The organism is Kluyvera ascorbata ATCC 33433 (genome assembly GCF_000735365.1).
In the GTDB taxonomy this organism is placed as follows: Bacteria; Pseudomonadota; Gammaproteobacteria; order Enterobacterales; family Enterobacteriaceae; genus Kluyvera; species Kluyvera ascorbata.
In genome coordinates this window covers 17,688-42,462 of the sequence record NZ_JMPL01000002.1, presented here as the reverse complement: position 1 = coordinate 42,462, position 24,775 = coordinate 17,688, and the positions used below count along the sequence as shown (strand labels likewise).

Here is a 24,775-nt window from a genome sequence, read left to right as displayed (position 1 = left end):
CGTCGTCTATACTTAACCTTTTGTTAGCCAAAAGGAGAATGAGAATGACAATTCACAAGCATGGTTCAGCGCACTGGTCAGGCGATATCAAACGCGGAAAAGGGACGGTTTCTACCGAAAGCGGCGTTCTTAACCAACAACCTTACGGCTTTAATACTCGCTTTGAAGGCGCAAAAGGCACCAACCCGGAAGAGCTGATTGGCGCCGCACACGCAGCCTGTTTTTCGATGGCGTTATCACTGATGCTGGGCGAAGCGGGTTATACCGCTGATACCATTGATACCACGGCAGACGTCTCGCTGGACAAAACCGATAGCGGATTTGCCATTACCAAAATCGCCCTGCAAAGTAAGGTGAGAGTGCCCGGTATCGATCCGAGACAGTTTGATGGCATCATCCAGAAAGCCAAAGCGGGCTGCCCGGTTTCCCAGGTGTTGAAGGCTGAAATCACGCTGAATTATACGTTGAACTAACGTTAAAGCTGGCCGAATCCCCTCGTGAAAGCATGCTGGTCACCTTATTGACCAGCATTTCAGCTTTAGAACGGCCTTAACCCTCTACCGACCGGCACTGCGCTCACCCACATGACCACAGCCGCAGCCACCAGAATCACCCCACCTGCCAGCGCTAGCGTCGTCCAGCCTACCTGCCGCCAGAGTACCGGCGTGCGATTGCCGCTGAGTTTCACCGCAAGGGTGCGAAAAGCGTGAACCAGCAGCGCCAGAGAAGAGATGGTGATAGATGTACCCGCCGCCATCGCCAGCGCGGAGGCAACGCCCCAGCCGAACACGCCAATCACTTTACTAAACAGCAGCACCATAATGGCCCCGGAGCAGGGACGCATTCCCATCGACAGCACGATCACCAGCCTGGCACGCCAGTCTTCATCGCGCTCAAGCTGTTTCGGGTCTGGCATATGTTGATGACCGCATCCGCAGTGTTGGTCATGAACGTGGTGCGGCGTAAACGCGGTAAACTTCGGCTTGCGCAGGAGTGCGCGCAGCTTTTTTAGCGCCCGCCAGCACAATAAGAGTCCGAGTACGCCCACGAGCGCATAGCTGCCCTTCTCTAGCCAAAAGCTGCTGAGATGCAGCTGCCTCGCCGGAAGCTGCAACAGCGTCAGGACCACCACCACCAGCCCTATTGCCACCAGCCCCTGTAATAAAGAAGCGGCGAGCGTGAGGCCAATACTGGATTTTAATTTTGAAGGATGGGTTGCCAGCCACGTCGTGATTACCACCTTTCCGTGTCCCGGCCCCAGCGCGTGCAGCACGCCGTAGACAAAGCTAAACAACAGTAGCGCCCCACCCGCCTGAGTCGGATTCTCCGCCACCGCTTTTAATAGGCCACTCATCTGCTGGTTAACATCGCGCTGCCAGATAACGCTTTTTATCATGACCTGCGGCCAGGCGAGCCAAAGCCACAGCAGGCCGAAGGCGGCGACGATGAAGAACAACAGCAGCGGCCAGAGTGGAAGCCAGCGGCGCGACGTACGGCGGTTAAAGGAGATTACTGACATGCGATAGTCACCTTCTGAGCAAACTGTTTTCCAAGGTCCATGTCCTCCGGCGGTGCATCCGCTTTGTCGAGCGACTGCGCGTAGGAGAGCATGTCTTCGTTCGGTTTTGGCGTATGAACGCTGACCTTGCATGCCCCTTTGAAATCAGGGCCGAACGCGACGTCACCGTCCTTTTCATAGCTCATATCGACATAGTACGTTGGGTCAAAAGTGGAAAAGGTATAGGTCTGTCCCGCCAGCGGCTGCGGCGTTGCCAGCGGTAGCGTAAAGGTCAGCACCGCCTGATGCCCCTGACGAGCCAGGCCGTAAGCGGTTGGCAGATTCTCGAACTTCACCTTTTTTCCGTCGTGCCAGAACTCGGTAAAATAGTGCTGTCCCAGCACGTTTGCCATCACTTCCGCCGCCAGTTTTTTCCAGACCTCATCGCCCGGTTTCGCCTTCCCCGCGTCATAGAGCAAATCCGCCGAGGTGAGCTCATCCATCACCCAGCGCATTTTCATGCCGGTCAGCTTGCCATCGGCCACCACCAGTTGGTTGGTGATGGTAATAAAACTATGCGGATGCGCGCCGGCGTTTGCCGATAAAAGCGTAAGAAACGTCAGAACCGCGCATTGTTTCACTCTCTTCATCCGTTCCTCAGTGAAAAATTCTGTGACCGTCACCTGCATTCCTTAGCTAAAGCTCATTAGCTACCGTTATCTTTTGTCTATTCTTAAGCTCATAACCTGCTGCTGGATCCCAACAGATGATGACCGTACTCGAACCGCCATCTGTGCTTTCCAGTCCGCAGCGCCGCTGCCAGGCGCTGCTGATGCTCTATCTCCCTGGTCATTCCATCACGGCGGAATACATTGGCATGGTGAATAATGTCGATGTTTCCACCGCCCGGCAAGATGTCATTGAAGCCGGAGAGGAGGTTGAGCGTTACCATCGTCTGGCGATCGCCACTCAGGCGGATGGCTGCTATCGGATTGAAGGCACCACTCTCGACCTGCGCCTGTGCTTGCTGCACTGGCTTCGCCGCGCATTGCGTTTATGCCCCCAATTTGTTACCCAACATTTTACACCGGCACTTAAAACGCAGCTCAAACGGCTGAAAATTCCTCGTACGCTGTACGATGAAACCAACCTGCAGGCGCTGGTAAACCGCTGTGCCCGCAACCTGCAGCGCGAATTCGAATGTCGCGACGGGCAGTTCCTGCGTCTGTATCTGCAATACTGTCTGCTACAGCACCATCAGGGAGAAAGCCCACGCTTTACTCCGCTACAAAGCGCCTGGACACAGTCGACCGTTGAATACCAGATGGCGGCGGATATTGTCCATCACTGGCAGCGACGCGTTATGCAGACGCCGAATCATAACGAGCAGCACTTCCTCGCGTTGCTGTTTATGCTGCTGAAGGTGCCCAACCCTCTGTTTGATGGGCGTGAGCAGGATAAACAGCTGCATCTGGCAATTGCCAGGCTGGTCGATCGTTTTCAACATGAAGCGCACTGCCATTTCACCGATGAGCGCGGTCTGCACGATCAACTCTACGTGCATCTGTCGCAGGCGCTGAACCGCTGCGTGTTTGAGATCGGTATCGATCATCATCTCCCCGAAGAGATCCACCGCCTCTACCCGCGCTTAATTCGTACCACCCGCGCTGCGCTAAGTGATTTTGAAACCCGCTATAGCCTGAATTTTAGCGACGATGAAGCGGCGCTGATTGCGGTAATTTTTGGAGCAGGACTGATGCAGGAAAGCGATCTACAGGAAAAACAGGTGGTACTGCTGACCGGAAATAACCCGGTGCTTGAGCAAGAAATAGAACAGCAGCTTCGCGAACTGACGCTGCTGCCGCTGACCGTGAAATACCTGGCGGTTAATACGTTCCAGAAAGAAGGCGCGCCGAAAAACAGCACGCTGGTTATCTCGCCTTACGCGATTGCCCTGCCCTTGTTTTCGCCGCCGCTGATCCACGCCGAGCAACCGCTCAGCGAGCACCAGCAGCAGCATATCTGCAAGATTCTGGAGACCTAGCGGGCGACGGTTTTTGGTCGCAGCACCAGTGCCGGTAGTGCCACCAGCGCCATCACCCAGAACAGCCCCTGATGGAGATGCTGATAAAGGAAACCGGAGAACATGGTCATCACCGCAATACTGCCGCCCATCGCCACCGCCGAGTAGACCGCCTGCAGGCGAATGACTTCGCTTCCCTGGCGGGCGGCAATATAGCGCATCGCCGCCAGATGACAGACGGTGAAGGTGCCACAATGCAGGATCTGAATCAGAATCAGCCACGGCAGGCTCGTGGTCCAGCCCATCAGCCCCCAGCGGATAACGCCGCAAACCGCCGACAGCAGCAGCAGATCCCGCGCGCTAAAGCGGCGGAAAACTTTTTTGCTCAGCGCAAAAGTGACCACTTCGGCGACCACGCCCAACGACCACAGATAGCCGATGGCCGATGCCGAATATCCTGCCCCTTCCCAGAAGATGGCGCTGAAACCGTAATAGGCCGCGTGAGCCCCCTGAAGCAGACTGACGCAGGCGAGAAAGCGCCAGTTTTGCGTGATTAAGGAGCGCCAGGCTGGCCAACCAACGCTCTCCTGATGGCGAGTTTCGCCGAGCGGCATCACCGAAGGCTTCAGCAGCATCCCCAACAGCATCGACGCGACGCCAAGGCTCAGCATCAACAAAATCACGTGATAATCGAACAGGCTGACCAGCTTACCGGTGAGCGCAGAGCCAATCACAAAGGCAATCGAGCCCCACAGTCGCACCCGGCCATAGTCCATGGTTATCTGTTTTTGCCAGGTATTCGCCAGCGCATCGGTCAATGGCACCAGCGGCGAGAAGAACAGGTTGAAGCCGATCATCACCACCATCAGCCAGGCGACCTGCGTTCCCGCCCAGAACGCGGCGGCGAACAGCAGCGTCATCAGCGCCAGAATGCGCAGTACGCTGATTAAGCGCGAAGGATCGCTCACGCGCGGCGCAATCAGCAGGCTTCCCAGAAAACGGGCAACCAGCCCCGCGCCAAGCAGCAGACCGATGGTTTCGGGCGATAGCCCTGCGCCTTTGAGCCAGACGCTCCAGAAAGGAAGAAAAATACCGTAGCTAAAAAAGTAGGTGAAGTAACTGAGCGCCAGCCAGCGCGTGGAGTGCAAAACCATGGTTCCTCCCGTTGTGGAGCGCATAGTCTAATGACTGAACCCACATACTGGAGAGAACTAACGCGCACGCTTAGCAAAAAATTGTGACTGCTATCACCTTACTGTCTATCCCCTTACACGCAAACGATGGCATAGCGTCGACAACTATGCCTCCGCCAAAGCAAGCGGTCTCTGCGCCAGTGCGATAAAATCGCGCAGCGCCGGTTTCAGGTCACCTTTTTTCCATGCCATCAGCAGCGCCAGCGTCGGTGTATCGCCCTTTATTGGCCGAAAAACCACCTGCCCGGTATTAAAATTATTCATATAACCGGGTATCAAAGTGACCCCAAGCCCCATGCCAACCAGGTTCATCGTCACCAGAATATTCGTCGCCACCTGCACGATATTCGGCTGGCTGTTCTGTTGCTCAAACCAGGCCTTCACCACCGCAGACAGTTCGCCGGAGTAATCAGGATCGGTGGTCACAAAATCGACGCCGTGAAGCTGTTGCGCTGAAATGCAGTTCTCACTAGCTAGCGGATGGCCTGCTGGCAACACCACCACCAGCGGCTCATGGAAGAGTTCTATGGATTCAATATCCTGACCGTGAATCGGGTGGCGCATCAACCCAACGTCAAGCTCACCGCTGCGCAGCTTATCTTCCTGCTGAGTGGTGATAAGGCTGGCGAGTTCAATATGCGTATCCGGTTGGCGCAGGCGCAGCATCGGCAACACTTTTGGCAGCAAATTGACTTCAGCGGAGGGGACGAAGCCAATCGTCAGACGCTCGTTATTCAACGCCGCCTTGCGGGCACGAAGCTTGGCCTGGTCCGCGCTATCGAGGATGGAAAGCGCATCCTGCAAGAAACATTCACCGGCAGCAGTCAACGTCACCTTACGCTTATCACGTTCCAGCAGCGATACCCCCACACACTGCTCCAGATCGCGAATCTGGCTGCTCAACGAAGGTTGAGAAGTATGCAGTTTTTCCGCCGCACGAGTGAAGTTCAACGCCTGCGCCACCGCGACGAAGTAGCGTAGGTGTCTCAATTCCATGCATTCCTCCTTGTTATCGATAAAACGTCTCAGCTGGTAGAAATTATCTATTTCACATACCGATAACCCACAAGCAACATAAGAATGACACAAAAAAGAAAAGGTCAATACCTCTTACCCCGCAGGATTAAAAAATATGACCATAAAAACTACGCCCGATGTTTACCGTCTCATTGACACTCAAAATGGCCGCGTCATGCCTCGTATTTACAGCGACCCTGAAATCTACCAGCTTGAACTGGAAAGAATTTTTGGTCGCTGCTGGTTGTTTCTCGCCCATGAAAGCCAAATTCCGAAACCCGGCGACTTCTTTAATACCTATATGGGTGAAGATGCCGTGGTGGTGGTGCGCCAGAAAGACGGCAGTATCAAAGCCTTCCTTAACCAGTGCCGCCACCGGGCGATGCGCGTGAGCTACGCCGACTGTGGCAACACCCGCGCCTTTACCTGCCCGTACCACGGCTGGTCTTACGGTATTGACGGCGAGCTGATTGACGTACCACTGGAACCTCGCGCTTTCCCACAGGGGCTGTGTAAGTCACATTGGGGGCTGAATGAAGTGCCGGGCGTCGAGAGCTATAAAGGGCTGATTTTCGGCAACTGGGACATCAGTGCACCGACACTGCGCGACTATCTGGGTGATATCGCCTGGTATCTCGACGGCGTGCTTGACCGCCGCGAAGGCGGTACTGAAATCGTCGGCGGCGTGCAAAAATGGGTCATCGACTGCAACTGGAAGTTCCCAGCAGAACAGTTTGCCAGCGACCAATATCATGCGCTGTTTAGCCACGCCTCCGCCGTGCAGGTTCTGGGCGCAAAAGATGACGGCAGCGATAAGCGTCTGGGTGATGGTCAGACTGCCCGCCCGGTATGGGAAACCGCCAAAGATGCACTGCAGTTCGGCCAGGACGGTCACGGCAGCGGTTTCTTCTTTACCGAAAAGCCGGATGCTAACGTCTGGGTCGACGGCGAAGTCTCCAGCTACTATCGCGACACCTATGCTGAGGCCGAACAGCGGCTGGGCAAAGTTCGAGCCCTGCGCCTTGCCGGCCACAACAACATTTTCCCAACGCTCTCCTGGCTGAACGGCACCGCCACGCTGCGCGTGTGGCACCCACGAGGGCCGGACCAGGTGGAAGTGTGGGCGTTTTGCATTACCGATAAAGCCGCCTCTGATGAAGTGAAAGCGGCGTTCGAAAACAGCGCCACTCGCGCCTTCGGCCCGGCAGGGTTCCTTGAGCAGGATGATTCAGAAAACTGGTGTGAAATCCAGAAACTGCTAAAGGGGTATCGGGCTCGCAATACCACGCTGTGTATGTCGATGGGGTTAGGCCAGGAAAAACGCCGTGAAGACGGCATTCCGGGAATAACTAACTATATCTTCTCGGAAACCGCCGCCCGCGGTATGTACCAGCGCTGGGCCGACCTGCTCAGCAGCGAAAGCTGGCAGGAAGTGCAGGAAAAAACCGCCGCTTATCAGCAGGAGGTGATGAAATGAGCCCATTTGTCTCCCTTGAGCTACATCACCGCATCAGCCAGTTCCTGTATGAAGAAGCGCGTCTGCTAGACGACTGGCAGTTCCGCGACTGGCTGGCGCAGTTGGATGAGGATATTCGCTACACCATGCGCACCACCGTTAACGCCCAAACCCGCGATCGTCGCAAAGGTGTACAGCCGCCAACGACATGGATTTTTAACGATAACAAAGATCAGCTCGAGCGCCGAATTGCACGCCTGGAAACCGGCATGGCGTGGGCGGAAGAGCCTCCTTCCCGTACCCGTCACCTCATCAGCAACCTGCAGGTCAGTGAAACCGACCAGCCGGATGTCTTCAGCGTGCGCCTGAACTATCTGCTGTCTCGCGCGCAGAAAGAACGTGATGAAACCTTTTATGTCGGCACTCGCGTGGATAAAGTCCGCCGTTTGCCTGGCGACGAGTGGCGTCTGCTGGCACGTGAGATCGTGCTCGATCAGGCAGTGATCTCCTCCCATAACCTGAGCGTACTTTTCTGATGAACCGTGTATTCGCCTGCTCCACTGCGGAGCTTGCGGAGGGGGAAGCCCTTCGCCTGGAAACCTCACCCGTTATCGCCCTGTTCCATATTGGCGGCGAGTTTTATGCCATTAATGACCGCTGTAGCCACGGCAACGCCTCGATGTCCGAAGGCTATCTGGAAGACGATGCCACGGTGGAATGCCCGCTGCACGCCGCCAGTTTCTGCCTGAAAACCGGTAAGGCGCTGTGCTTACCCGCCACCGATGCCCTCGCCACTTACGCGGTGCACGTCGAAGGTGGTGAGGTATTTATCGATATGCCCGAGGAGGCCTGATGAGCGATTTACGTGATAACGTCGTTTTTATTACCGGCGGCGGCTCCGGTCTGGGTCTGGCGCTGGTCGAGCGTTTTATTGAAGAAGGTGCAAAAGTTACCACGCTGGAGCTGTCATCCGCAAAAGTCGCCAGCCTGCGTCAGCGCTTTGGCGAGCACGTACTGGCAGTGGAAGGTAACGTCACCTGCTACGCGGACTACCAGCGCGCAATAGAACAGATTTTGACCGTTTTCGGCAAGCTGGACTGTTTTATCGGTAACGCGGGCATCTGGGATCACAACGCCTCATTGGTGAATACCCCTGCCGACGCACTGGAGAGTGGATTCCACGAGTTGTTTAACGTCAATGTGCTGGGCTACCTGCTGGGGGCGAAAGCCTGTGCTCCTGCGCTTATCGAAAGTGAAGGCAGCATCATCTTCACACTGTCTAACGCCGCTTGGTATCCGGGCGGTGGCGGCCCGCTTTACACCGCCAGCAAACATGCGGCCTCCGGGCTGATTCGTCAGTTAGCCTACGAACTCGCGCCCAAAGTTCGAGTCAACGGAGTCGGTCCCTGCGGTATGGCGACTGACCTGCGCGGCCCACAGGCGCTGGGACAAAAGGATACCTCGATCATGCAGTCGCTGACGCCGGAGAAAATTGCCGCCATTTTGCCGCTGCAGTTCTTCCCCGACCCGGCAGATTTTACCGGCCCTTACGTCATGCTGGCCTCCCGTAGAAATAATCGTACATTGAGCGGCGTCATGATCAATGCCGATGCAGGCTTGGGGATCCGTGGGATCCGCCACGTAGCAGCCGGTCTGGATCTCTAAGGAGTCATCATGAATGAACAGAGTATTGCCATCATCGGCGGCGGTCAGGCGGGGGCAATGGCCGCCGCCGCGCTTCGCCAGCAGGGATTTAATGGGGCACTGCATCTTTTCTCGGACGAGATACATCTGCCCTATGAGCGTCCGCCACTATCAAAAGCGATGCTATTAGACGACAACCCGCAGCTCCAGCCGGTGCTGCCGCCCAACTGGTGGCAGGAACACAACGTACAGCTGCACCTCGGCGTCACGCTGCGTCAGATTGACCGCGCGGCGCGCACGCTGACGCTCGCCGATGGGCAAACCTACCGCTGGTCCCAATTACTGCTGGCAACCGGTGCCGCCGCCAGGCCGCTATCGCTGCTGGATGCCCTCGGCGATCGCTGCTTTAGGCTGCGTCATGCCGGAGATGCCGAACGTCTGCGCAGTGCGTTACAGCCGGGACATTCCATCGTTATCGTCGGCGCAGGCACCATTGGTCTGGAATTAGCGGCCAGCGCAACCCAGCGAGGCTGCCGGGTCACGGTGGTCGAGCTTGCCCCGACCGTCATGGGTCGCAACGCGCCGGCACCGGTACGCGAGTACTTATTAGCCCGTCATCGGCTGGCAGGCGTTCGGGTGCTGCTCAACAGCGCTATCGAGCATGCCGAGGCGGGGGAATGTCTCACACTCACGCTGCAAAACGGCGAGACGCTACAGGCCGATGCGTTGATTTACGGTATCGGTATCGTGGCGAACGATGCGCTGGCCCGCGATGCGGGGCTGGAGACGGCTAACGGCATTATTGTCGACGCCACCTGCGCCACCGCAGACCCGGCCATTTTCGCCGCTGGCGATGTGGCGATAACCCGCCTGGCAGACGGTTCGCTACGCCGGATTGAGAGCTGGGAAAATGCTAATTTCCAGGCGCAGGTTGCCGCCGCTTCGATGCTCGACTTACCCCTGCCCGACGCCACGCCAGGTTGGTTCTGGACTGACCAATACAGCGATAACATCCAATTTGTCGGTGAGATGCAGGGCAAAAACTGGCTTTGTCGCGGTAATCCAGATGACAGAAAAGCCATCTGGTTTCAGCTATATGAAGGCTCTCTGGTGGGAGCTGTCGCGCTGAATAATGGGCGGGAAGTGCGCGTGCTGCGCAAGCTGATACAGTCGGGACGGTCAGTGAGTAAAGAATCACTTTGTGATGAACAGGTGCCGTTGAAGTCACTATAAACCTGTGTGATGCACTCCCTCGCCCTAATAGGGTGAGGGGATCGCTCGTAAAAACACCATCCAGAATACTGATTTCACGATCCTGTGTGGCAGGTCACAAAATTGTGTATTACGTTTAAATCAGACGTACTTACACAAAGGAACTGCCATGAACTCGCTTCGCTATCTCGACTTCGGCGCTTCGCGCGATCTGCTACTGCTGATCGCCCGTATCGCCATCGTGCTGCTGTTTATTCTTTTCGGCTATCCCAAAATGCTTCACTTCGACGGGACGGTACAATATATGGCGGCGTCGGGCGCACCGATGCCTTCCCTCGCCGCCATTATTGCGATTGTGATGGAGGTGCCTGCCGTTATCCTGGTGATTCTGGGCTTCTTTACCCGTCCGCTGGCGGTGCTTTTTATCTTCTACACTCTGGGGACGGCGGTGATTGGCCACCACTTCTGGAACATGACCGGTGATGCGGTGATGCCAAACATGATTAACTTCTACAAGAATGTCAGTATTTCAGGCGCGTTCCTGTTGCTGGCGATTGTCGGGCCGGGGAAAATTTCGTTAGATAGACGCTGAAAATTGCCGATGGCGCTACGTTTATCGGGCATAAAAAAAGGCCGCATACGCGGCCTTTTTTGCATCTTACGGTTAGCGATTACGCGTAAACCGGGAAGCGAGCGCAGATATCCAGCACTTTTGCTTTGACGCTTTCGATGACAGATTCATCGTTGATGTTGTCCAGCACATCACACATCCAGCCAGCCAGCTCTTTCACTTCAGCTTCTTTGAAGCCGCGGCGAGTTACCGCTGGGGAACCGATACGGATACCGGAAGTCACGAACGGGCTCTTAGGATCGTTCGGTACGCTGTTTTTGTTAACGGTGATGTTAGCGCGGCCCAGCGCGGCATCAGCTTCTTTACCGGTCAGGTTTTTATCCACCAGGTCCAGCAGGAACAGGTGGTTTTCAGTACCGCCAGAAACCACTTTGTAGCCGCGGTTCAGGAACACTTCCACCATCGCTTTAGCGTTTTTAGCAACCTGCTGCTGGTAAACTTTGAACTCTGGCTCCATCGCTTCTTTCAACGCAACCGCTTTACCGGCGATAACGTGCATCAGTGGGCCACCCTGCGCGCTTGGGAACACGGCGGAGTTCAGTTTTTTGTACAGCTCTTCGCTACCGTCTTTCGCCAGGATCAGGCCACCGCGTGGACCCGCCAGGGTTTTGTGAGTGGTCGTGGTCACAACGTGTGCGTGTGGAACCGGGTTAGGGTAAACGCCTGCGGCAATCAGACCGGCAACGTGTGCCATGTCGACGAACAGGTAAGCACCGATGCTGTCTGCGATTTCACGCATTTTTGCCCAGTCTACAACGCCTGAGTAAGCAGAGAAGCCACCGATGATCATTTTCGGTTTGTGGGTCTGAGCCAGCTTAGCCATCTCGTCGTAGTCAATTTTACCGGACTCATCAATACCGTAAGGGATGATGTTGTACAGTTTGCCGGAGAAGTTAACCGGGGAGCCGTGAGTCAGGTGGCCGCCCTGCGCCAGGTTCATACCCAGCACGGTATCGCCCGGCTGCAGCAGCGCGGTGTAGACAGCGAAGTTAGCCTGAGAGCCGGAGTGCGGCTGCACGTTAGCGTAGTCTGCGCCAAACAGTTCTTTCGCACGGTCGATCGCCAGCTGTTCAACGATATCAACGTATTCGCAACCGCCGTAGTAGCGTTTGCCTGGGTAACCTTCAGCGTATTTGTTGGTCAGCTGAGAACCCTGCGCCTGCATAACGCGCGGGCTGGTGTAGTTTTCGGAGGCGATCAGTTCGATGTGCTCTTCCTGACGTACTTTTTCCTGCTCCATAGCCTGCCACAGTTCGGCATCATAATCGGCAATGTTCATTTCACGCTTTAACATCCGCATCTCCTGACTCAGCTAACAATTAAATTTTGGCCTGAAAAGGCAGTCCAATTGGACAACGGCCAACAGTATAACTGATTAGTTCTGCGATAACAGGTCTTGACAAACGAAATTACGCAAACGTTTACCTCCACGCCACACAAGGGGTTGAGGAATAAAGGGCTACGACAGGGACACGGATTTCTTTTCAGGATTGTGATGTGAATAATTCAAGTTGTAACCGCAATAGCGCATTACTTCAAAGAACCATTTACAAAGCAGGGGTATTTTTATAAGATGCATTTAACATGCAACATTAGATAACATTGAAAGGAAGACCTGCCATGCTAGACGCTCAAACCATCGCCACCGTAAAAGCCACTATTCCCTTGCTGGTTGAAACCGGACCGAAGCTCACCGCCCACTTTTATGATCGGATGTTCACCCACAATCCGGAGCTGAAAGAGATTTTCAATATGAGCAACCAGCGTAACGGCGACCAGCGTGAAGCGCTGTTTAACGCCATTGCCGCCTACGCCAGCAATATTGAAAATCTGCCTGCACTGCTGCCAGCGGTAGAGAAAATTGCCCAGAAGCACACCAGCTTCCAGATTAAGCCGGAGCAGTACAACATCGTTGGTGCGCATCTGCTGGCGACGCTGGATGAGATGTTTAGCCCGGGCCAGGAAGTGCTGGACGCCTGGGGCAAAGCCTACGGTGTGCTGGCGGGCGTGTTTATCAACCGCGAAGCCGAGATTTATCAGGATAACGCCAGCAAAACCGGCGGTTGGGAAGGCACCCGCGCCTTCCGCATCGTGAAAAAGACGCCGCGCAGTGCACTTATCACCAGCTTCGAGATGGAACCGGTGGACGGTCAGCCGGTTGCGGATTATCAGCCGGGCCAGTATCTGGCGGTATGGCTGAAGCCGGAAGGCTTCGAGTATCAGGAAATTCGTCAGTACTCTCTGACCCGTAAACCAGACGGTAAAGGCTACCGCATTGCCGTGAAACGTGAAAACGGCGGTCAGGTATCGAACTGGCTGCATAACGCAGCAAAAGAAGGTGATGTGGTTTATCTGGCTGCACCTGCTGGCGACTTCTTCCTGAACGTCACCCCGCAGACGCCGGTCACGCTGATTTCCGGCGGCGTGGGGCAAACGCCGATGCTGGCGATGCTGGATACGCTGTCTAAAAACCACCACCCAGCACAGGTTAACTGGTTCCATGCAGCCGAAAATGGCGACGTTCACGCCTTTGCCGATGAGGTGAAAACGCTGGGTAGCGCGCTGCCTGACTTCACGTCGCACCTGTGGTATCGCACCCCGACCGACGCAGACCGCCAGTCCAACGCATTCGACAGCGAAGGGCTGATGACGCTCTCAACGCTTGCCGATAAGCTTCGTGACCCGCAGATGCAATTCTATCTGTGCGGCCCGGTTGCTTTTATGCAGCACGCGGCAAAACAGCTGGTTGCCTTAGGCGTCAACGCCGAGCGTATTCATTACGAATGCTTCGGCCCGCATAAAGTCCTGTAATCTTTTCTTTCCGAGCGGGTAGTTTTCTACCCGCTCACCGCACCAGACTCTCTTCATTAACGCTCTCCCGAGTCAAAAAATAGGGTATTCAACTGTGTTATCATTAATAACTTCTCCCATTATTTTTCCTTTGGTGACTTATTGTTATGCAACAGCCCGTTGTGCGCGTTGGAGAATGGCTGGTCACGCCTTCAGTTAATCAAATCAGCCGGCCCGGACGCCAGCTCACCCTCGAACCTCGGTTAATCGATCTATTAATGTATTTCGCCCGTCACCCGGGGGAAGTACTGAGTCGTGACGAACTCATTGATAACATCTGGATGCGTAATATCGTCACCAGTCACGTGGTCACTCAGAGTATTTCAGAGCTGCGTAAGTCGCTGCGCGACGGCGGGGACAGCAACGCTGAATACATTATTACCGTACCCAAACGCGGTTATCAGTTAACGGCAGCGGTCACCTGGCTTGATGAGTCCGACATAAAAGATGAAACGCAGGTACCTCTGGATGCGACCGCCCCCGAGATAGCGCCGGTCGTCCCGACGCAAAAACCGTCTGTACAAGCGCCAGCCACGCAGAAAAATCGCCGCTGGTTTGCCAACTTCTGGACCCAGTGCGCCTTTTTACTGTCGCTAGGCGTGCTGATTGCTATGGTCCTGTTGACCATAGTCCGCCCGCACCCACAGGTGACGCGTTCGCATCTGCTGCTTAACCCGCGTGATATTGACGTCCGCTTTGAGCCAGGAGCCTCCTGTAATAACTGGGTTTCTCAGCAGTCTTATGCCATCGGCCTCGGGACGTTGATTACCACCTCGCTGAACACTTACTCAACCTTTATGGTTCATGACAAAACCAACTATAACGTCAATGAACCCAGCAGTTCGGGTAAGACGCTGACCATCAGCTTCGTTAACCAGCGCCACTATCGCGCCCAGCAATGCTTTATGTCCGTCCTTCTGGTCGACAACGCCGATGCTTCCACGATGCTCGATAAACGCTACTTCGTGACCGACAGTAACCTGGTTTCCATCCAGAGCGATCTCTTCGATAGCCTCTCCAGCGTCCTGGCACAGCCGTGGCCTGAAGAGATGCAGAAGCAGCTGACGCGGCTTAAGCTGCCCGAAGCACAGTCGTTGGCGCAGTTTTACCAGGCGTTGCAGCTGGTGTCGATTGGCGATGCGCCGTCGTTAAACAAGGCTAGCACCCTGCTCGACAGCATTATTAAATCTTCACCTGGTTTCTCGTACGCCTCCGCACAAAAAACAATGGTGGATGTATTACGCCAATCTCAGCAGCCTTTTGATAACCAGCAGTTGGCAGCGTTGAATGAAGAATTAACGCGCGTGGAGCAGATGCCGGAAATTCAAAACAGCGCCGTACTTTATCGCATTAAAGCTATCGATTATTTAAGTAAAGGCCACGTTGATAATGCTTATGACGCCATCAATAAAAGCATTGCGCTGGAGATGTCATGGCTAAACTACGTGCTGCTCGGTAAGGCTTATGAAATGAAAGGCGAGAGTCGACTGGCGGCAGATGCGTATATTACGGCATTCAATTTACGTCCTGGCGAGAACACGCTGTATTGGATTCAAAACGGCGTATTCCAGACGTCGATAGAAAAAATAGTCCCTTATTTGCAGACATTTTTAATCAATGAGTAATCGTTAGCCAGACTATTCGATTATTCTGGTTAAATAATCAATTTCTTAATGTAATATTGATGTTGCCGCAAGGTATTAATTGTTACTTTGCAGCAACATCAACCTCCGCAAGATACCACCACCTAACCATTTGTAATTAGTCTTCATTTACCTTTTCCTGATATAAAGTTTTTATCCTGATGTGTTACGCGAAAAAGGTAAAGACCTCATCTTTTCTGTGTTTGTTTTAATTTCACTTTTACTTTAGGACTTCTCTTAGCCTGCTCAGTAATAATTGCCGTCAGTTGGTCGGGTCACTTGGTATTACTCATTCTGCGATCCGGTCCTAAAAATACTGTTCAGGAGAAACGAACATGAGTTCTGCCAAGAAGATCGGGCTATTTGCCTGTACCGGCGTTGTTGCCGGGAATATGATGGGGAGCGGTATTGCACTATTACCTGCGAACCTCGCCAGCATCGGTGGTATTGCTATTTGGGGCTGGGTTATTTCTATTATTGGTGCCATGTCACTGGCTTACGTTTACGCCCGACTGGCGACAAAAAACCCGCAGCAGGGTGGTCCAATTGCGTACGCTGGCGAATTATCTCCGGCTTTCGGTTTCCAGACCGGCGTACTTTATTACCACGCCAACTGGATCGGTAACCTGGCCATCGGTATTACTGCGGTCTCCTATTTATCTACCTACTTCCCAGTTCTCAATAACCCGATTCCTGCCGGTATCGCGTGTATCGCCATCGTGTGGCTGTTCACCTTTATCAACATGCTGGGTGGTACCTGGGTAAGCCGTCTGACCACTATCGGCCTGTTCCTGGTGTTGATTCCGGTTGTATTGACCGCCGTTGTCGGCTGGCACTGGTTTGATATGGCGACCTACCACGCAAACTGGAACACCTCAACCACCACCGATCCACATGCGGTTATCAAAAGTATTCTGCTGTGCCTGTGGGCGTTCGTCGGCGTGGAATCTGCCGCTGTCAGCACCGGCATGGTGAAAAACCCGAAACGTACCGTACCGATGGCAACCATGCTGGGTACCGCGCTGGCAGGTATCGTTTATATCGCCGCCACTCAGGTTATTTCCGGTATGTACCCGGCTTCCGTGATGGCCTCTTCCGGTGCACCGTTTGCCGTCAGCGCCTCTACCATTCTGGGCGGTTGGGCAGCACCGCTGGTTTCCGCCTTTACCGCCTTCGCGTGCCTGACTTCTCTGGGCTCCTGGATGATGCTGGTTGGTCAGGCAGGCGTGCGTGCCGCCGACGACGGCAACTTCCCGAAAGTGTATGGCGAGCTTGATAAAAACGGCATTCCTAAGAAAGGCCTGCTGCTGGCGGCCCTGAAAATGACCGGTCTGATGATTATCATCACTGTGATGAACTCCAGCGGCGGTAAAGCCTCTGACCTGTTCGGCGAACTGACCGGTATTGCCGTACTGCTGACCATGCTGCCTTACTTCTACTCCTGCGTTGACCTGATTCGCTTCGAAGGCATCAACGTGCGCAACTTCGTGAGCCTTATCTGTTCGGTTCTGGGCTGTGCGTTCTGCTTCATCGCGCTGATGGGCGCAAGCTCCTTCGAACTGTCCGGCACCTTTATCGTCAGCCTGGTCATCCTGATGTTCTATGGTCGCAAAATGCACCAGCGTCAGCATAGCGACGACGAAAACAAAACGGCTGAAGCGCTTTAATCGCTCCCCCTCATTTCTCTAAGGCTCCTTCCTTCACCTGCAACATCATTGCGGGAGGGGCCTTCTTTATCCGGAAACATGACTATGACTATGAACGTTATTGCTATCATGAACCACATGGGCGTCTACTTTAAAGAAGAGCCTATTCGTGAACTTCATCGTGCACTGGAAGGCCTGAACTTCCGCATCGTTTACCCAAATGACCGTGAAGACCTGCTGAAGCTGATTGAAAATAATGCCAATCTTTGCGGCGTGATTTTCGACTGGGATAAGTACAACCTTGAGCTGTGCGAAGAGATTAGCGCGCTGAACGAGTACATGCCGGTTTACGCTTTTGCCAACAGCTACTCCACGCTGGACGTTAGCCTCAACGATCTGCGCATGCAGGTTCGCTTCTTCGAGTATGCGCTGGGCGCAGCGGCAGACATCGCGGCGAAAATCCGCCAGAGCACCGACGAATACATCGATACCATTCTGCCACCGCTGACCAAAGCGCTGTTCAAATACGTGCGTGAGGGCAAATACACCTTCTGTACGCCAGGCCACATGGGCGGCACCGCCTTCCAGAAAAGCCCGGTAGGCAGCATCTTCCATGATTTCTTCGGCCCTAACGCCATGAAATCTGACATCTCTATCTCCGTTTCCGAGCTGGGTTCTCTGCTGGACCATTCCGGCCCGCACAAAGAAGCCGAAGAGTATATCGCGCGCGTCTTTAACGCCGAACGTAGCTATATGGTGACTAACGGTACGTCAACCGCGAACAAAATCGTCGGGATGTACTCCGCACCGGCGGGCAGCACGGTGCTTATCGACCGTAACTGCCATAAATCGCTGACGCATCTGATGATGATGAGCAACATCACACCGATCTACTTCCGCCCGACCCGTAACGCTTACGGTATTCTCGGCGGCATCCCGCAGAGCGAATTCCAGCGCGCTACCATTGAAAAACGCGTGAAAGCTACGCCAAACGCCACCTGGCCGGTGCACGCGGTGATCACCAACTCCACCTATGATGGCCTGCTGTACAACACCGACTACATCAAGAAGACGCTGGATGTGAAATCCATCCACTTCGACTCAGCCTGGGTGCCTTACACCAACTTCTCGCCAATCTATGCGGGTAAATGCGGGATGAGCGGCGACCGTGTTGAAGGCAAAGTGATTTATGAGACCCAATCCACGCATAAACTGCTGGCAGCGTTCTCTCAGGCATCGATGATCCACGTGAAGGGCGACATCAACGAAGAGACCTTCAACGAAGCCTACATGATGCACACCACCACCTCTCCGCATTACGGTATCGTGGCATCCACTGAAACCGCCGCGGCGATGATGAAAGGCAATGCCGGTAAGCGTCTGATTAACGGTTCTATCGAACGCGCTATCAAGTTCCGTAAAGAGATCAAACGTCTGAAAGGCGAGTCCGAAGGCTGGTTCTTCGACGTCTGGCAGCCTGAGCACATCGACGGCCCTGACTGCTGGCCGCTGCGTTCTGACAGCGCATGGCACGGCTTCAAAAATATCGACAATGAACACATGTACCTCGACCCGATCAAAGTCACTATCCTGACTCCGGGCATGAAGAAAGACGGTACCATGGACGACTTCGGTATTCCGGCGAGCCTGGTGGCTAAGTACCTCGACGAACGCGGCATCATCGTTGAGAAAACGGGCCCATACAACCTGCTGTTCCTGTTCAGCATCGGCATCGATAAAACCAAAGCGCTGAGCCTGCTGCGCGCGCTGACCGAGTTCAAACGCGCCTTTGACCTGAACCTGCGAGTGAAAAACATTCTGCCTTCGCTGTACCAGGAAGCGCCTGAATTCTATGAAAACATGCGTATCCAGGAGCTGGCGCAGAGCATCCATAAACTGGTTGAGCACCACAACCTGCCGGATCTGATGTTCCGCGCGTTCGAAGTGCTGCCAGCCATGGAAATCACGCCGTTCGAAGCGTTCCAGAAAGAGCTGCACGGCGAAACGGAAGAGGTGTACCTGGATGAAGTGGTTGGCCGCATCAACGCCAACATGATCCTGCCGTATCCTCCAGGCGTACCGCTGGTGATGCCAGGTGAGATGATCACCGAAGAGAGCCGTCCGGTGCTGGAGTTCCTGCAGATGCTGTGCGAAATCGGCGCGCATTACCCAGGCTTTGAAACCGACATCCACGGCGCGTATCGTCAAGCCGATGGTCGTTACACGGTTAAAGTGCTGAAAGACGCTAAAAAATAATTAGAAAGACCAAAGGGAAGTGGCTTGCCACTTCCCTTTTTCATGCATTCACACAGCAAGGAGTCGAGATGAAAACACCCTCACAACCGCGCGCGATCTACTACATCGTGGCGATTCAAATCTGGGAATATTTCAGTTTTTACGGCATGCGTGCCCTGCTCATCCTTTATCTTACCCACCAGCTTGGCTTCAACGATAGCCACGCTATCGACCTCTTCAGCGCCTACGCCTCTTTGGTCTATGTGACCCCTATTCTGGGCGGCTGGCTCGCCGACCGCCTGCTCGGCAACCGCACCGCCGTCATTGCAGGCGCGCTACTGATGACGCTCGGGCATATCGTGCTCGGCGTGGAATCGGACTCCACGTGGAGCCTTTATCTCGCACTGGCGATTATTATCTGCGGCTACGGGCTGTTTAAATCCAACATCAGCTGCCTGCTGGGTGAAATGTACGAACCAGACGACCATCGCCGTGACGGTGGTTTCTCGCTGCTCTACGCCGCTGGCAATATCGGCTCTATCGCCGCGCCTATCGCCTGCGGGCTGGCAGCGCAGTGGTACGGCTGGCACGTCGGCTTCGCGCTGGCGGGCATCGGCATGTTCATTGGCCTTATCGTGTTCTTAAGCGGCCATCGCCACTTCCGTCATACGCAGGGGGTTAACCAACCGGCGCTACGGGCGGTGAAGTTCGTCCTGCCGACCTGGGGCTGGCTGGTGCTGATGCTGTGCGCCGCACCGCTGTTTTTCACCCTGCTGCTGCAAAATGACTGGTCAGGCTATCTGCTGGCGCTGGTCTGCGCGGTCGCGACGGTTATCGTCGCGCGCATTATGCTGCGTTTCCCGGAACATCGCCGCGCGCTATGGCAAATCATTCTGTTGATGCTGACCGGGACGCTGTTCTGGGTACTGGCCCAGCAGGGCGGTAGTTCTATTAGCCTGTTCATCGACCATTTTGTTAACCGTCACTGGCTGAGTTTCGAGGTGCCTACCGCCCTCTTCCAGTCGGTCAACGCCGTGGCAGTGATGACGGCGGGCGTGGTGCTGGCCTGGCTTGCGCGTCCGGAAAGCAGCATCAGTTCCGCCCTGCGGGTATGGCTGAAGTTCGCGTTCGGGCTGGTGCTAATGGGCGCGGGCTTTATGCTGCTGGCATTGAACGCGCACGGTGCTCAACTGCACGGTCAGGCATCGATGGGCATGATGGTCGCCGGACTGGCGCTGATGGGCTTCGCCGAACTGTTTATTGACCCGGTGGCGATGGCGCAGATTACGCGACTGAACCTGCCCGGCGTAACCGGCGTGCTGACCGGCATCTACATGCTGGCAACCGGCTCGGTGGCCAACTGGCTGGCGGGCGTGGTGGCGCAGAAAACCACCGAATCACAAATTAGCGATACGGCTATCGATGCCTATGGGCACTTTTTCTCGCAGATGGGGGAATGGACGCTGGGCGTGGTGGCGTTGATTGTGGTGCTGGTAGCGTTGAAACGTCTGCTGGGTTCGTCCAGCGTACCGCTGGCGCAGGCCGACGAGTAAAGCAGTGGGCCGGATAAGGCGTTAACGCCATCATCCGGCCCACCTCGATTAGATTGCTGCGTCGTCTTCTTCGCCGGTACGGATACGAATCACGCGCGCCACGTCGAAGACAAAGATTTTGCCGTCGCCGATTTTACCGGTCTGCGCGGTACGAATAATGGTATCCACACAGGTATCGACGATATCGTCGGTCACCACGATCTCAATTTTTACCTTCGGCAGAAAGTCCACCATGTACTCCGCACCGCGGTACAGTTCGGTGTGTCCCTTCTGACGGCCAAAACCTTTCACTTCCGTTACCGTCATCCCGGTGATGCCAACTTCCGCCAGCGCTTCACGTACGTCATCCAGTTTGAAGGGTTTAATAATCGCATCAATCTTTTTCATGGTGTTCCTGTCGTTTTTATCGCGTAACCGGTTGCTCACCGTATCATAAATCAGACGTATTTCGGGTGCTACTCTTTAAAGTCGTTCGCATCCAGTTCATGTCGGGAGAGCAATTTGTAGAACTCCGTACGGTTTCGTCCGGCCATACGTGCCGCATGAGTGACGTTACCTTTGGTAATTTGCAACAGCTTGCGCAGGTAGTTGAGTTCAAACTGATTGCGCGCTTCCACGAAGGTGGGCAGCGCGGTGTTCTCCCCTTCCAGCGCCTGTTCGACCAACGCGTCGCTGATAACCGGCGATGAGGTCAGCGCCACGCACTGCTCAATCACGTTGACCAACTGGCGCACGTTGCCAGGCCAGTTGGCTGCCATCAGACGCTTCATCGCGTCGGTGGAAAAGGCGCGAACGAACGGCTTATGGCGATCCGCCGCCTGACGCAGCAGGTAGTTTGCCAGCAGCGGAATATCTTCGGTACGTTCGGCAAGGGTTGGGATCTTGAGATTTACCACGTTCAGGCGGTAGAAGAGATCTTCACGGAACTCGCCGCGGGCCATCGCCTTCGGCAGATCCCGGTGGGTGGCGGAGACAATGCGCACGTTGATATCGAGGTCGCGGTTGCTGCCGAGCGGGCGCACCTTGCGCTCCTGCAATACGCGCAGCAGTTTCACCTGCAGCGGCGCGGGCATATCGCCAATTTCATCAAGAAACAGCGTGCCGCCTTCCGCCGCCTGGAACAGGCCTTCCCGGTGGCTGACCGCACCGGTAAACGCGCCGCGCGCATGACCGAACAGTTCAGACTCCAGAAGCTGCTCCGGCAGCGCGCCGCAGTTAATAGCCACAAACGGCTTGGCGTGGCGCGGGCTGGCGTTATGAATGGCCTGCGCCAGAATCTCTTTACCGGTGCCGCTCTGGCCGTTAATCAGCACGCTGACGTCCGACTGTGCCACCATCTGCGCCTGTTCAAGCAGGCGTAGCATCAGCGGGCTGCGGGTGACAATCGCTTCGCGCCACCGTTCATCGTTAGCCGGTGACGTGCGCTCCAGCGCTTCATCGATAGCTTTATACAGCGCGTCTTTGTCCACCGGTTTGGTTAAGAAGCTGAACACGCCCTGCTGGGTCGCTGAGACCGCTTCAGGAATTGAACCGTGAGCGGTCAGGATAATCACCGGCATCCCCGGCTGCACTTTCTGAATTTCACTGAACAGCTGCAGGCCGTCCATCTCGTCCATGCGCAGGTCGCTAATCACCAGGTCGATACGCTCTTTCGCCAGCACACGCAGCCCCTGCTGGCCGCTTTCTGCCGTAACGACCCGATAGCCTTCGCTGGTCAGACGCATCCCGAGAAGTTTCAGCAGGCCGGGGTCATCATCCACCAGCAGCAGGTGCGCAGGTTTACGGTTAGTCATGTTTATCCTCGTCAGCTGCCGCGCCATGAGACATATCTGCGCCCGGTTTACGGGTGGAGAGTTGGCGTTCGATATCCGTCAGGTTTTGCAGTTTGCGGGTGGTTAAATCCAGTTCGCCCTGTAGCTGCTGCTGTTGCAGGCGTAGCGCATCCAACTGCCCGTCGCTGGTCTCCTGTAGTTTGCTGTATCGCTGACGTTCATCAGACAGCGAGAGCTGTAATACCTGTCCATCGCGCCAGAGCTGGTACAGCGGGCGAATGCGGACCGGTATTTGCGGGCTGAGGTTATCAATAGCCGTGACCACCTGCCGACGCTCGGTCGGGGTGATTTTAGCATTAGCCAGCAGGATGCCGCGCTTCAACGCGCCCTGCCAGGTGTCCGTTGTCAGCGGGCTGGCTTCGGCACGTGCGCGCGCCGCCGACAAACGGTTGGCGCAGTCTACGCCGCGCAGCCAGTAAAGGGGGTTGTTCTCGGCGGTGTCGCCGTCCAGCGACCAGATATCGTCACAGTTGGTCGACAGATAATCCGCGACCTGCTGGCGCGGTTCGCCGCTTTCGGCGCTGCTGCCAAGGCTGTGCGGCGTCAGCGTGCTATTACACCCGGAAAGCATCAGGCAGGCGAGTCCAATTAACCCGCCGCACCACCGCCGTGGTATCCGACTTGTCCGTGCTAAAAATTGGGGCATAGTGACTCGATTTTGATTCATGTGATTGTTTTTTCAAGCCCTGGTACGGGAAGCTCAATGCGAAAACAGACGTTGCCGTCCGGGGTGTCGAGAAGCTGAAGCTCTCCATGCATTTTCCGAACGGAGTCACGCGCAAGGCTTAACCCCAGGCCGCTTCCTTTCACCGCACCTTTGCGCTGATGGCTGCCCTGATAGAAAGGCTCGAAAATCATTAATTTTTCGCCGTCCGGGATCGGCGTACCGGTATTGATAACGTCTATGCCTATCCGCGCGCCATCCCGATGGCTACGAAGATAAATGTTACCGGATTCAGTGCCATAGTGCACCGCATTCGAGTAGAGATTATCCAACGCATTCATCAGAAGCGTCGGTTCAGCCAGGCAAGCTGGCGCCTGTAGGTCAACCTGCGTGTGCATCAGTTTAGCCCGTGCCGGGAGACTGTGCGCGGAAACCACCATTTCCACTAGCGGTGCCAGCGCCACGTACTCCATGCGTACGGTGGTTTCACTGAGTTTACGGTTGTAGTCCAGCAGTTGTTCAATCAGGGTCTGCAGATTACGGCTGCTGCTGTCGAGAATATCCACCACCTCTTTTTGCTCCGCCGTCAGCGGGCCGACAACCTGATCGGCTAACAGTTCGGTGCCCTCGCGCATGCTGGCCAGCGGCGTTTTCAGTTCGTGGGAGAGGTGACGCAGGAACTGGTGACGCTGCGACTCCAGCCAGGAGAGGCGGTCGCTGAGCCAGATAATACGCTGCCCAACGGAGCGCAATTCGCGCGGGCCGCGGAACATCACTTCGCCGTCCAGCGATTGCCCTTCGCCCAGCCGGTTAATCATGCTCTCAATGCCCTTCACCGGGCCGATTATCATACGGGTAAACAACAGCACCATCGCCAGACTGACCAGGAACAGCACCAGCGCCTGCCAGCCAAAGAACTGGCCGCGTTCAGCAATCGCTTGCTGTAGCTGTTGTCCACGAGAGAAGACCACGGTTCGCGTCGCCTGCACCAGCTCGCCGTTGGCGCTGGAGAAGGCTTCAAGCTTCGCCACCGCCTGCTTTTCCGGGCCGCTGTTAGTGCACTGAAGCGTCGTCAGGTCATGAAGATTCTGCCGCAGCCGCTGATAAAGCGTGTCGTCCGGCAGCACGCCTGCGTGCGCCTCCAGCATGTCGCTATAGCGCTTACGCTGGCTCTGATACACCTTCGCCAGCGTCGGGTCATCCAGCACACAGTACTGGCGGTAGCTGCGCTCCATATCCAGCGCGACGTTCGCCATCGCTTCGCTGCGTCGGGCATCCATCAGCGTGGTGCGGTTGGTTTGTTCGGCCTGCGCGCTGAGCATATTGAGGCTCTGCCATGCCTGCCAGGCAAGCACCAGCAGCGGCAGCAGAATCAGCAGGAAAGCCAGCGTCACCAGTTGGCGAAGCGATCGTGGGGAAAGCGAGAGGCGTTTCAAAAGAGATGTCTCAGTCAATCAACGTAACGGAATGCTAACTGAGGTTATCGATGAGGGAAAGGCCAGAAATAACAAAGCCGGGCAGAAGCCCGGCTTTGTTATGGAATAAGGCGGTGCCTAACTCAACGTTTCGCCCGATGGTTGATAAAGCAGCGCTATTATCAGTTGCTGGACGGCAGGCACCTTGTTGTGCGTCATTCGAAGTTTATGTAGCACGTCCCGAAGGGGCTGACATAAGAAGG

General features: G+C 55.3%; 22 protein-coding genes. 13 read left to right on the top strand and 9 right to left on the bottom strand.

Translation table 11 applies throughout. The features are described 5' to 3' along the window. Positions 1-44 precede the first annotated feature (44 nt). A complete protein-coding gene (locus tag GKAS_RS00865; protein WP_035891357.1) occupies positions 45-473 on the top strand; it encodes an OsmC family protein in 429 nt (142 codons plus the stop codon). A 65-nt stretch (positions 474-538) separates the two neighbouring features. On the opposite strand, the gene GKAS_RS00860 is transcribed toward GKAS_RS00865, so the two are convergent. Both GKAS_RS00860 and GKAS_RS00855 read right to left on the bottom strand, forming a co-directional pair. Beyond that, a complete protein-coding gene (locus tag GKAS_RS00860) occupies positions 539-1,519 on the bottom strand; it encodes a nickel/cobalt transporter (RefSeq protein WP_035891356.1) in 981 nt (326 codons plus the stop codon). Then, positions 1,510-2,148, bottom strand: a complete 639-nt coding sequence (locus GKAS_RS00855; RefSeq protein ID WP_035891523.1) for a DUF1007 family protein — start codon at positions 2,146-2,148, stop codon at positions 1,510-1,512. Before GKAS_RS00855 ends, GKAS_RS00860 begins: the two co-directional genes overlap by 10 nt. Before the next feature lie 116 nt (positions 2,149-2,264). On the opposite strand from GKAS_RS00855, the gene csiE reads away from it, so the two are divergent. Beyond that, positions 2,265-3,542 carry a stationary phase inducible protein CsiE gene (csiE, locus tag GKAS_RS00850; protein ID WP_035891355.1) on the top strand — a complete coding sequence of 426 codons (1,278 nt, stop codon included), beginning with the start codon at positions 2,265-2,267 and terminating at the stop codon, positions 3,540-3,542. On the opposite strand, the gene GKAS_RS00845 is transcribed toward csiE, so the two are convergent. Both GKAS_RS00845 and hcaR read right to left on the bottom strand, forming a co-directional pair. Further along, on the bottom strand, positions 3,539-4,675 hold the full coding sequence (locus GKAS_RS00845) for a 3-phenylpropionate MFS transporter (RefSeq protein ID WP_035891354.1): 1,137 nt from the start codon (positions 4,673-4,675) through the stop codon (positions 3,539-3,541). The genes csiE and GKAS_RS00845 overlap by 4 nt on opposite strands. Before the next feature lie 144 nt (positions 4,676-4,819). Beyond that, on the bottom strand, positions 4,820-5,710 hold the full coding sequence (hcaR, locus tag GKAS_RS00840) for a DNA-binding transcriptional regulator HcaR (protein ID WP_035891353.1): 891 nt from the start codon (positions 5,708-5,710) through the stop codon (positions 4,820-4,822). A 136-nt stretch (positions 5,711-5,846) separates the two neighbouring features. Between hcaR and hcaE the strand changes: the two genes are divergently transcribed. From hcaE to GKAS_RS00810, 6 genes are all read left to right on the top strand, one after another. Beyond that, on the top strand, positions 5,847-7,208 hold the full coding sequence (gene hcaE / locus GKAS_RS00835) for a 3-phenylpropionate/cinnamic acid dioxygenase subunit alpha (RefSeq protein WP_035891352.1): 1,362 nt from the start codon (positions 5,847-5,849) through the stop codon (positions 7,206-7,208). Beyond that, positions 7,205-7,723 (top strand): 3-phenylpropionate/cinnamic acid dioxygenase subunit beta, encoded by a 519-nt coding sequence (hcaF, locus tag GKAS_RS00830; protein ID WP_035891351.1) that lies wholly within the window; start codon positions 7,205-7,207, stop codon positions 7,721-7,723. The genes hcaE and hcaF overlap by 4 nt, the downstream gene beginning before the upstream one ends. Then, a complete protein-coding gene (gene hcaC / locus GKAS_RS00825; RefSeq protein WP_035891350.1) occupies positions 7,723-8,040 on the top strand; it encodes a 3-phenylpropionate/cinnamic acid dioxygenase ferredoxin subunit in 318 nt (105 codons plus the stop codon). The genes hcaF and hcaC overlap by 1 nt, the downstream gene beginning before the upstream one ends. Beyond that, complete coding sequence (gene hcaB, locus GKAS_RS00820) at positions 8,040-8,852, top strand: 3-phenylpropionate-dihydrodiol/cinnamic acid-dihydrodiol dehydrogenase (protein WP_035891348.1); 813 nt, start codon at positions 8,040-8,042, stop codon at positions 8,850-8,852. Before hcaC ends, hcaB begins: the two co-directional genes overlap by 1 nt. A gap of 9 nt (positions 8,853-8,861) precedes the next feature. Beyond that, entirely contained in the window at positions 8,862-10,064 is a 1,203-nt protein-coding gene (gene hcaD / locus GKAS_RS00815; protein WP_035891347.1) for a phenylpropionate dioxygenase ferredoxin reductase subunit, read from the top strand. Positions 10,065-10,212: 148 nt separating this feature from the next. After that, positions 10,213-10,635: a DoxX family protein gene (locus tag GKAS_RS00810; RefSeq protein ID WP_035891345.1), complete on the top strand. Its 423-nt coding sequence runs from the start codon at positions 10,213-10,215 to the stop codon at positions 10,633-10,635. Between the two features lie 79 nt (positions 10,636-10,714). Here GKAS_RS00810 and glyA read toward each other — a convergent pair whose 3' ends face one another. Then, positions 10,715-11,968, bottom strand: a complete 1,254-nt coding sequence (glyA, locus tag GKAS_RS00805) for a serine hydroxymethyltransferase (RefSeq protein WP_035891344.1) — start codon at positions 11,966-11,968, stop codon at positions 10,715-10,717. Between the two features lie 326 nt (positions 11,969-12,294). Here glyA and hmpA point away from each other — a divergent pair, with 326 nt between their 5' ends. From hmpA to dtpD, 5 genes are all read left to right on the top strand, one after another. Then, positions 12,295-13,485: an NO-inducible flavohemoprotein gene (gene hmpA, locus GKAS_RS00800; RefSeq protein WP_035891342.1), complete on the top strand. Its 1,191-nt coding sequence runs from the start codon at positions 12,295-12,297 to the stop codon at positions 13,483-13,485. Positions 13,486-13,631: 146 nt separating this feature from the next. Continuing rightward, a complete protein-coding gene (gene cadC, locus GKAS_RS00795) occupies positions 13,632-15,149 on the top strand; it encodes a lysine decarboxylation/transport transcriptional activator CadC (RefSeq protein ID WP_035891340.1) in 1,518 nt (505 codons plus the stop codon). Between the two features lie 353 nt (positions 15,150-15,502). Further along, on the top strand, positions 15,503-16,834 hold the full coding sequence (gene cadB, locus GKAS_RS00790; protein ID WP_035891338.1) for a cadaverine/lysine antiporter: 1,332 nt from the start codon (positions 15,503-15,505) through the stop codon (positions 16,832-16,834). A 90-nt stretch (positions 16,835-16,924) separates the two neighbouring features. Continuing rightward, on the top strand, positions 16,925-19,069 hold the full coding sequence (gene cadA / locus GKAS_RS00785) for a lysine decarboxylase CadA (protein ID WP_035891521.1): 2,145 nt from the start codon (positions 16,925-16,927) through the stop codon (positions 19,067-19,069). Positions 19,070-19,137: 68 nt separating this feature from the next. Beyond that, complete coding sequence (dtpD, locus tag GKAS_RS00780; protein WP_035891331.1) at positions 19,138-20,601, top strand: dipeptide permease DtpD; 1,464 nt, start codon at positions 19,138-19,140, stop codon at positions 20,599-20,601. 48 nt (positions 20,602-20,649) lie between these two features. On the opposite strand, the gene glnB is transcribed toward dtpD, so the two are convergent. The 4 genes from glnB to qseE all read right to left on the bottom strand — a co-directional run bounded on the left by glnB (position 20,650) and on the right by qseE (position 24,533). Further along, positions 20,650-20,988, bottom strand: a complete 339-nt coding sequence (gene glnB / locus GKAS_RS00775) for a nitrogen regulatory protein P-II (RefSeq protein WP_002914032.1) — start codon at positions 20,986-20,988, stop codon at positions 20,650-20,652. A gap of 68 nt (positions 20,989-21,056) precedes the next feature. After that, positions 21,057-22,394: a two-component system response regulator GlrR gene (gene glrR, locus GKAS_RS00770; protein ID WP_035891328.1), complete on the bottom strand. Its 1,338-nt coding sequence runs from the start codon at positions 22,392-22,394 to the stop codon at positions 21,057-21,059. Next, the gene (gene qseG / locus GKAS_RS00765) at positions 22,387-23,100 is read right to left on the bottom strand and encodes a two-component system QseEF-associated lipoprotein QseG (RefSeq protein ID WP_072011318.1); all 714 of its coding nucleotides are present in this window, start codon (positions 23,098-23,100) and stop codon (positions 22,387-22,389) included. Before qseG ends, glrR begins: the two co-directional genes overlap by 8 nt. Then, the gene (qseE, locus tag GKAS_RS00760; protein WP_035891327.1) at positions 23,097-24,533 is read right to left on the bottom strand and encodes a two component system sensor histidine kinase QseE/GlrK; all 1,437 of its coding nucleotides are present in this window, start codon (positions 24,531-24,533) and stop codon (positions 23,097-23,099) included. Before qseE ends, qseG begins: the two co-directional genes overlap by 4 nt. Positions 24,534-24,775: the final 242 nt, after the last annotated feature.

Bases quoted from the DNA above. Each gene is read 5' to 3' on its own strand.
- cadC (WP_035891340.1), top strand. From the start codon at position 13,632: ATGCAACAGCCCGTTGTGCGCGTTGGAGAATGGCTGGTCACGCCTTCA.
- GKAS_RS00860 (WP_035891356.1), bottom strand. From the start codon at position 1,519: ATGTCAGTAATCTCCTTTAACCGCCGTACGTCGCGCCGCTGGCTTCCA.
- GKAS_RS00865 (WP_035891357.1), top strand. From the start codon at position 45: ATGACAATTCACAAGCATGGTTCAGCGCACTGGTCAGGCGATATCAAA.
- hcaB (WP_035891348.1), top strand. From the start codon at position 8,040: ATGAGCGATTTACGTGATAACGTCGTTTTTATTACCGGCGGCGGCTCC.
- GKAS_RS00845 (WP_035891354.1), bottom strand. From the start codon at position 4,675: ATGGTTTTGCACTCCACGCGCTGGCTGGCGCTCAGTTACTTCACCTAC.
- hmpA (WP_035891342.1), top strand. From the start codon at position 12,295: ATGCTAGACGCTCAAACCATCGCCACCGTAAAAGCCACTATTCCCTTG.
- hcaD (WP_035891347.1), top strand. From the start codon at position 8,862: ATGAATGAACAGAGTATTGCCATCATCGGCGGCGGTCAGGCGGGGGCA.
- hcaC (WP_035891350.1), top strand. From the start codon at position 7,723: ATGAACCGTGTATTCGCCTGCTCCACTGCGGAGCTTGCGGAGGGGGAA.
- hcaE (WP_035891352.1), top strand. From the start codon at position 5,847: ATGACCATAAAAACTACGCCCGATGTTTACCGTCTCATTGACACTCAA.
- GKAS_RS00810 (WP_035891345.1), top strand. From the start codon at position 10,213: ATGAACTCGCTTCGCTATCTCGACTTCGGCGCTTCGCGCGATCTGCTA.
- glyA (WP_035891344.1), bottom strand. From the start codon at position 11,968: ATGTTAAAGCGTGAAATGAACATTGCCGATTATGATGCCGAACTGTGG.
- GKAS_RS00855 (WP_035891523.1), bottom strand. From the start codon at position 2,148: ATGAAGAGAGTGAAACAATGCGCGGTTCTGACGTTTCTTACGCTTTTA.
- glnB (WP_002914032.1), bottom strand. From the start codon at position 20,988: ATGAAAAAGATTGATGCGATTATTAAACCCTTCAAACTGGATGACGTA.
- dtpD (WP_035891331.1), top strand. From the start codon at position 19,138: ATGAAAACACCCTCACAACCGCGCGCGATCTACTACATCGTGGCGATT.
- csiE (WP_035891355.1), top strand. From the start codon at position 2,265: ATGATGACCGTACTCGAACCGCCATCTGTGCTTTCCAGTCCGCAGCGC.
- glrR (WP_035891328.1), bottom strand. From the start codon at position 22,394: ATGACTAACCGTAAACCTGCGCACCTGCTGCTGGTGGATGATGACCCC.
- cadB (WP_035891338.1), top strand. From the start codon at position 15,503: ATGAGTTCTGCCAAGAAGATCGGGCTATTTGCCTGTACCGGCGTTGTT.
- hcaR (WP_035891353.1), bottom strand. From the start codon at position 5,710: ATGGAATTGAGACACCTACGCTACTTCGTCGCGGTGGCGCAGGCGTTG.
- qseG (WP_072011318.1), bottom strand. From the start codon at position 23,100: ATGAATCAAAATCGAGTCACTATGCCCCAATTTTTAGCACGGACAAGT.
- cadA (WP_035891521.1), top strand. From the start codon at position 16,925: ATGAACGTTATTGCTATCATGAACCACATGGGCGTCTACTTTAAAGAA.
- hcaF (WP_035891351.1), top strand. From the start codon at position 7,205: ATGAGCCCATTTGTCTCCCTTGAGCTACATCACCGCATCAGCCAGTTC.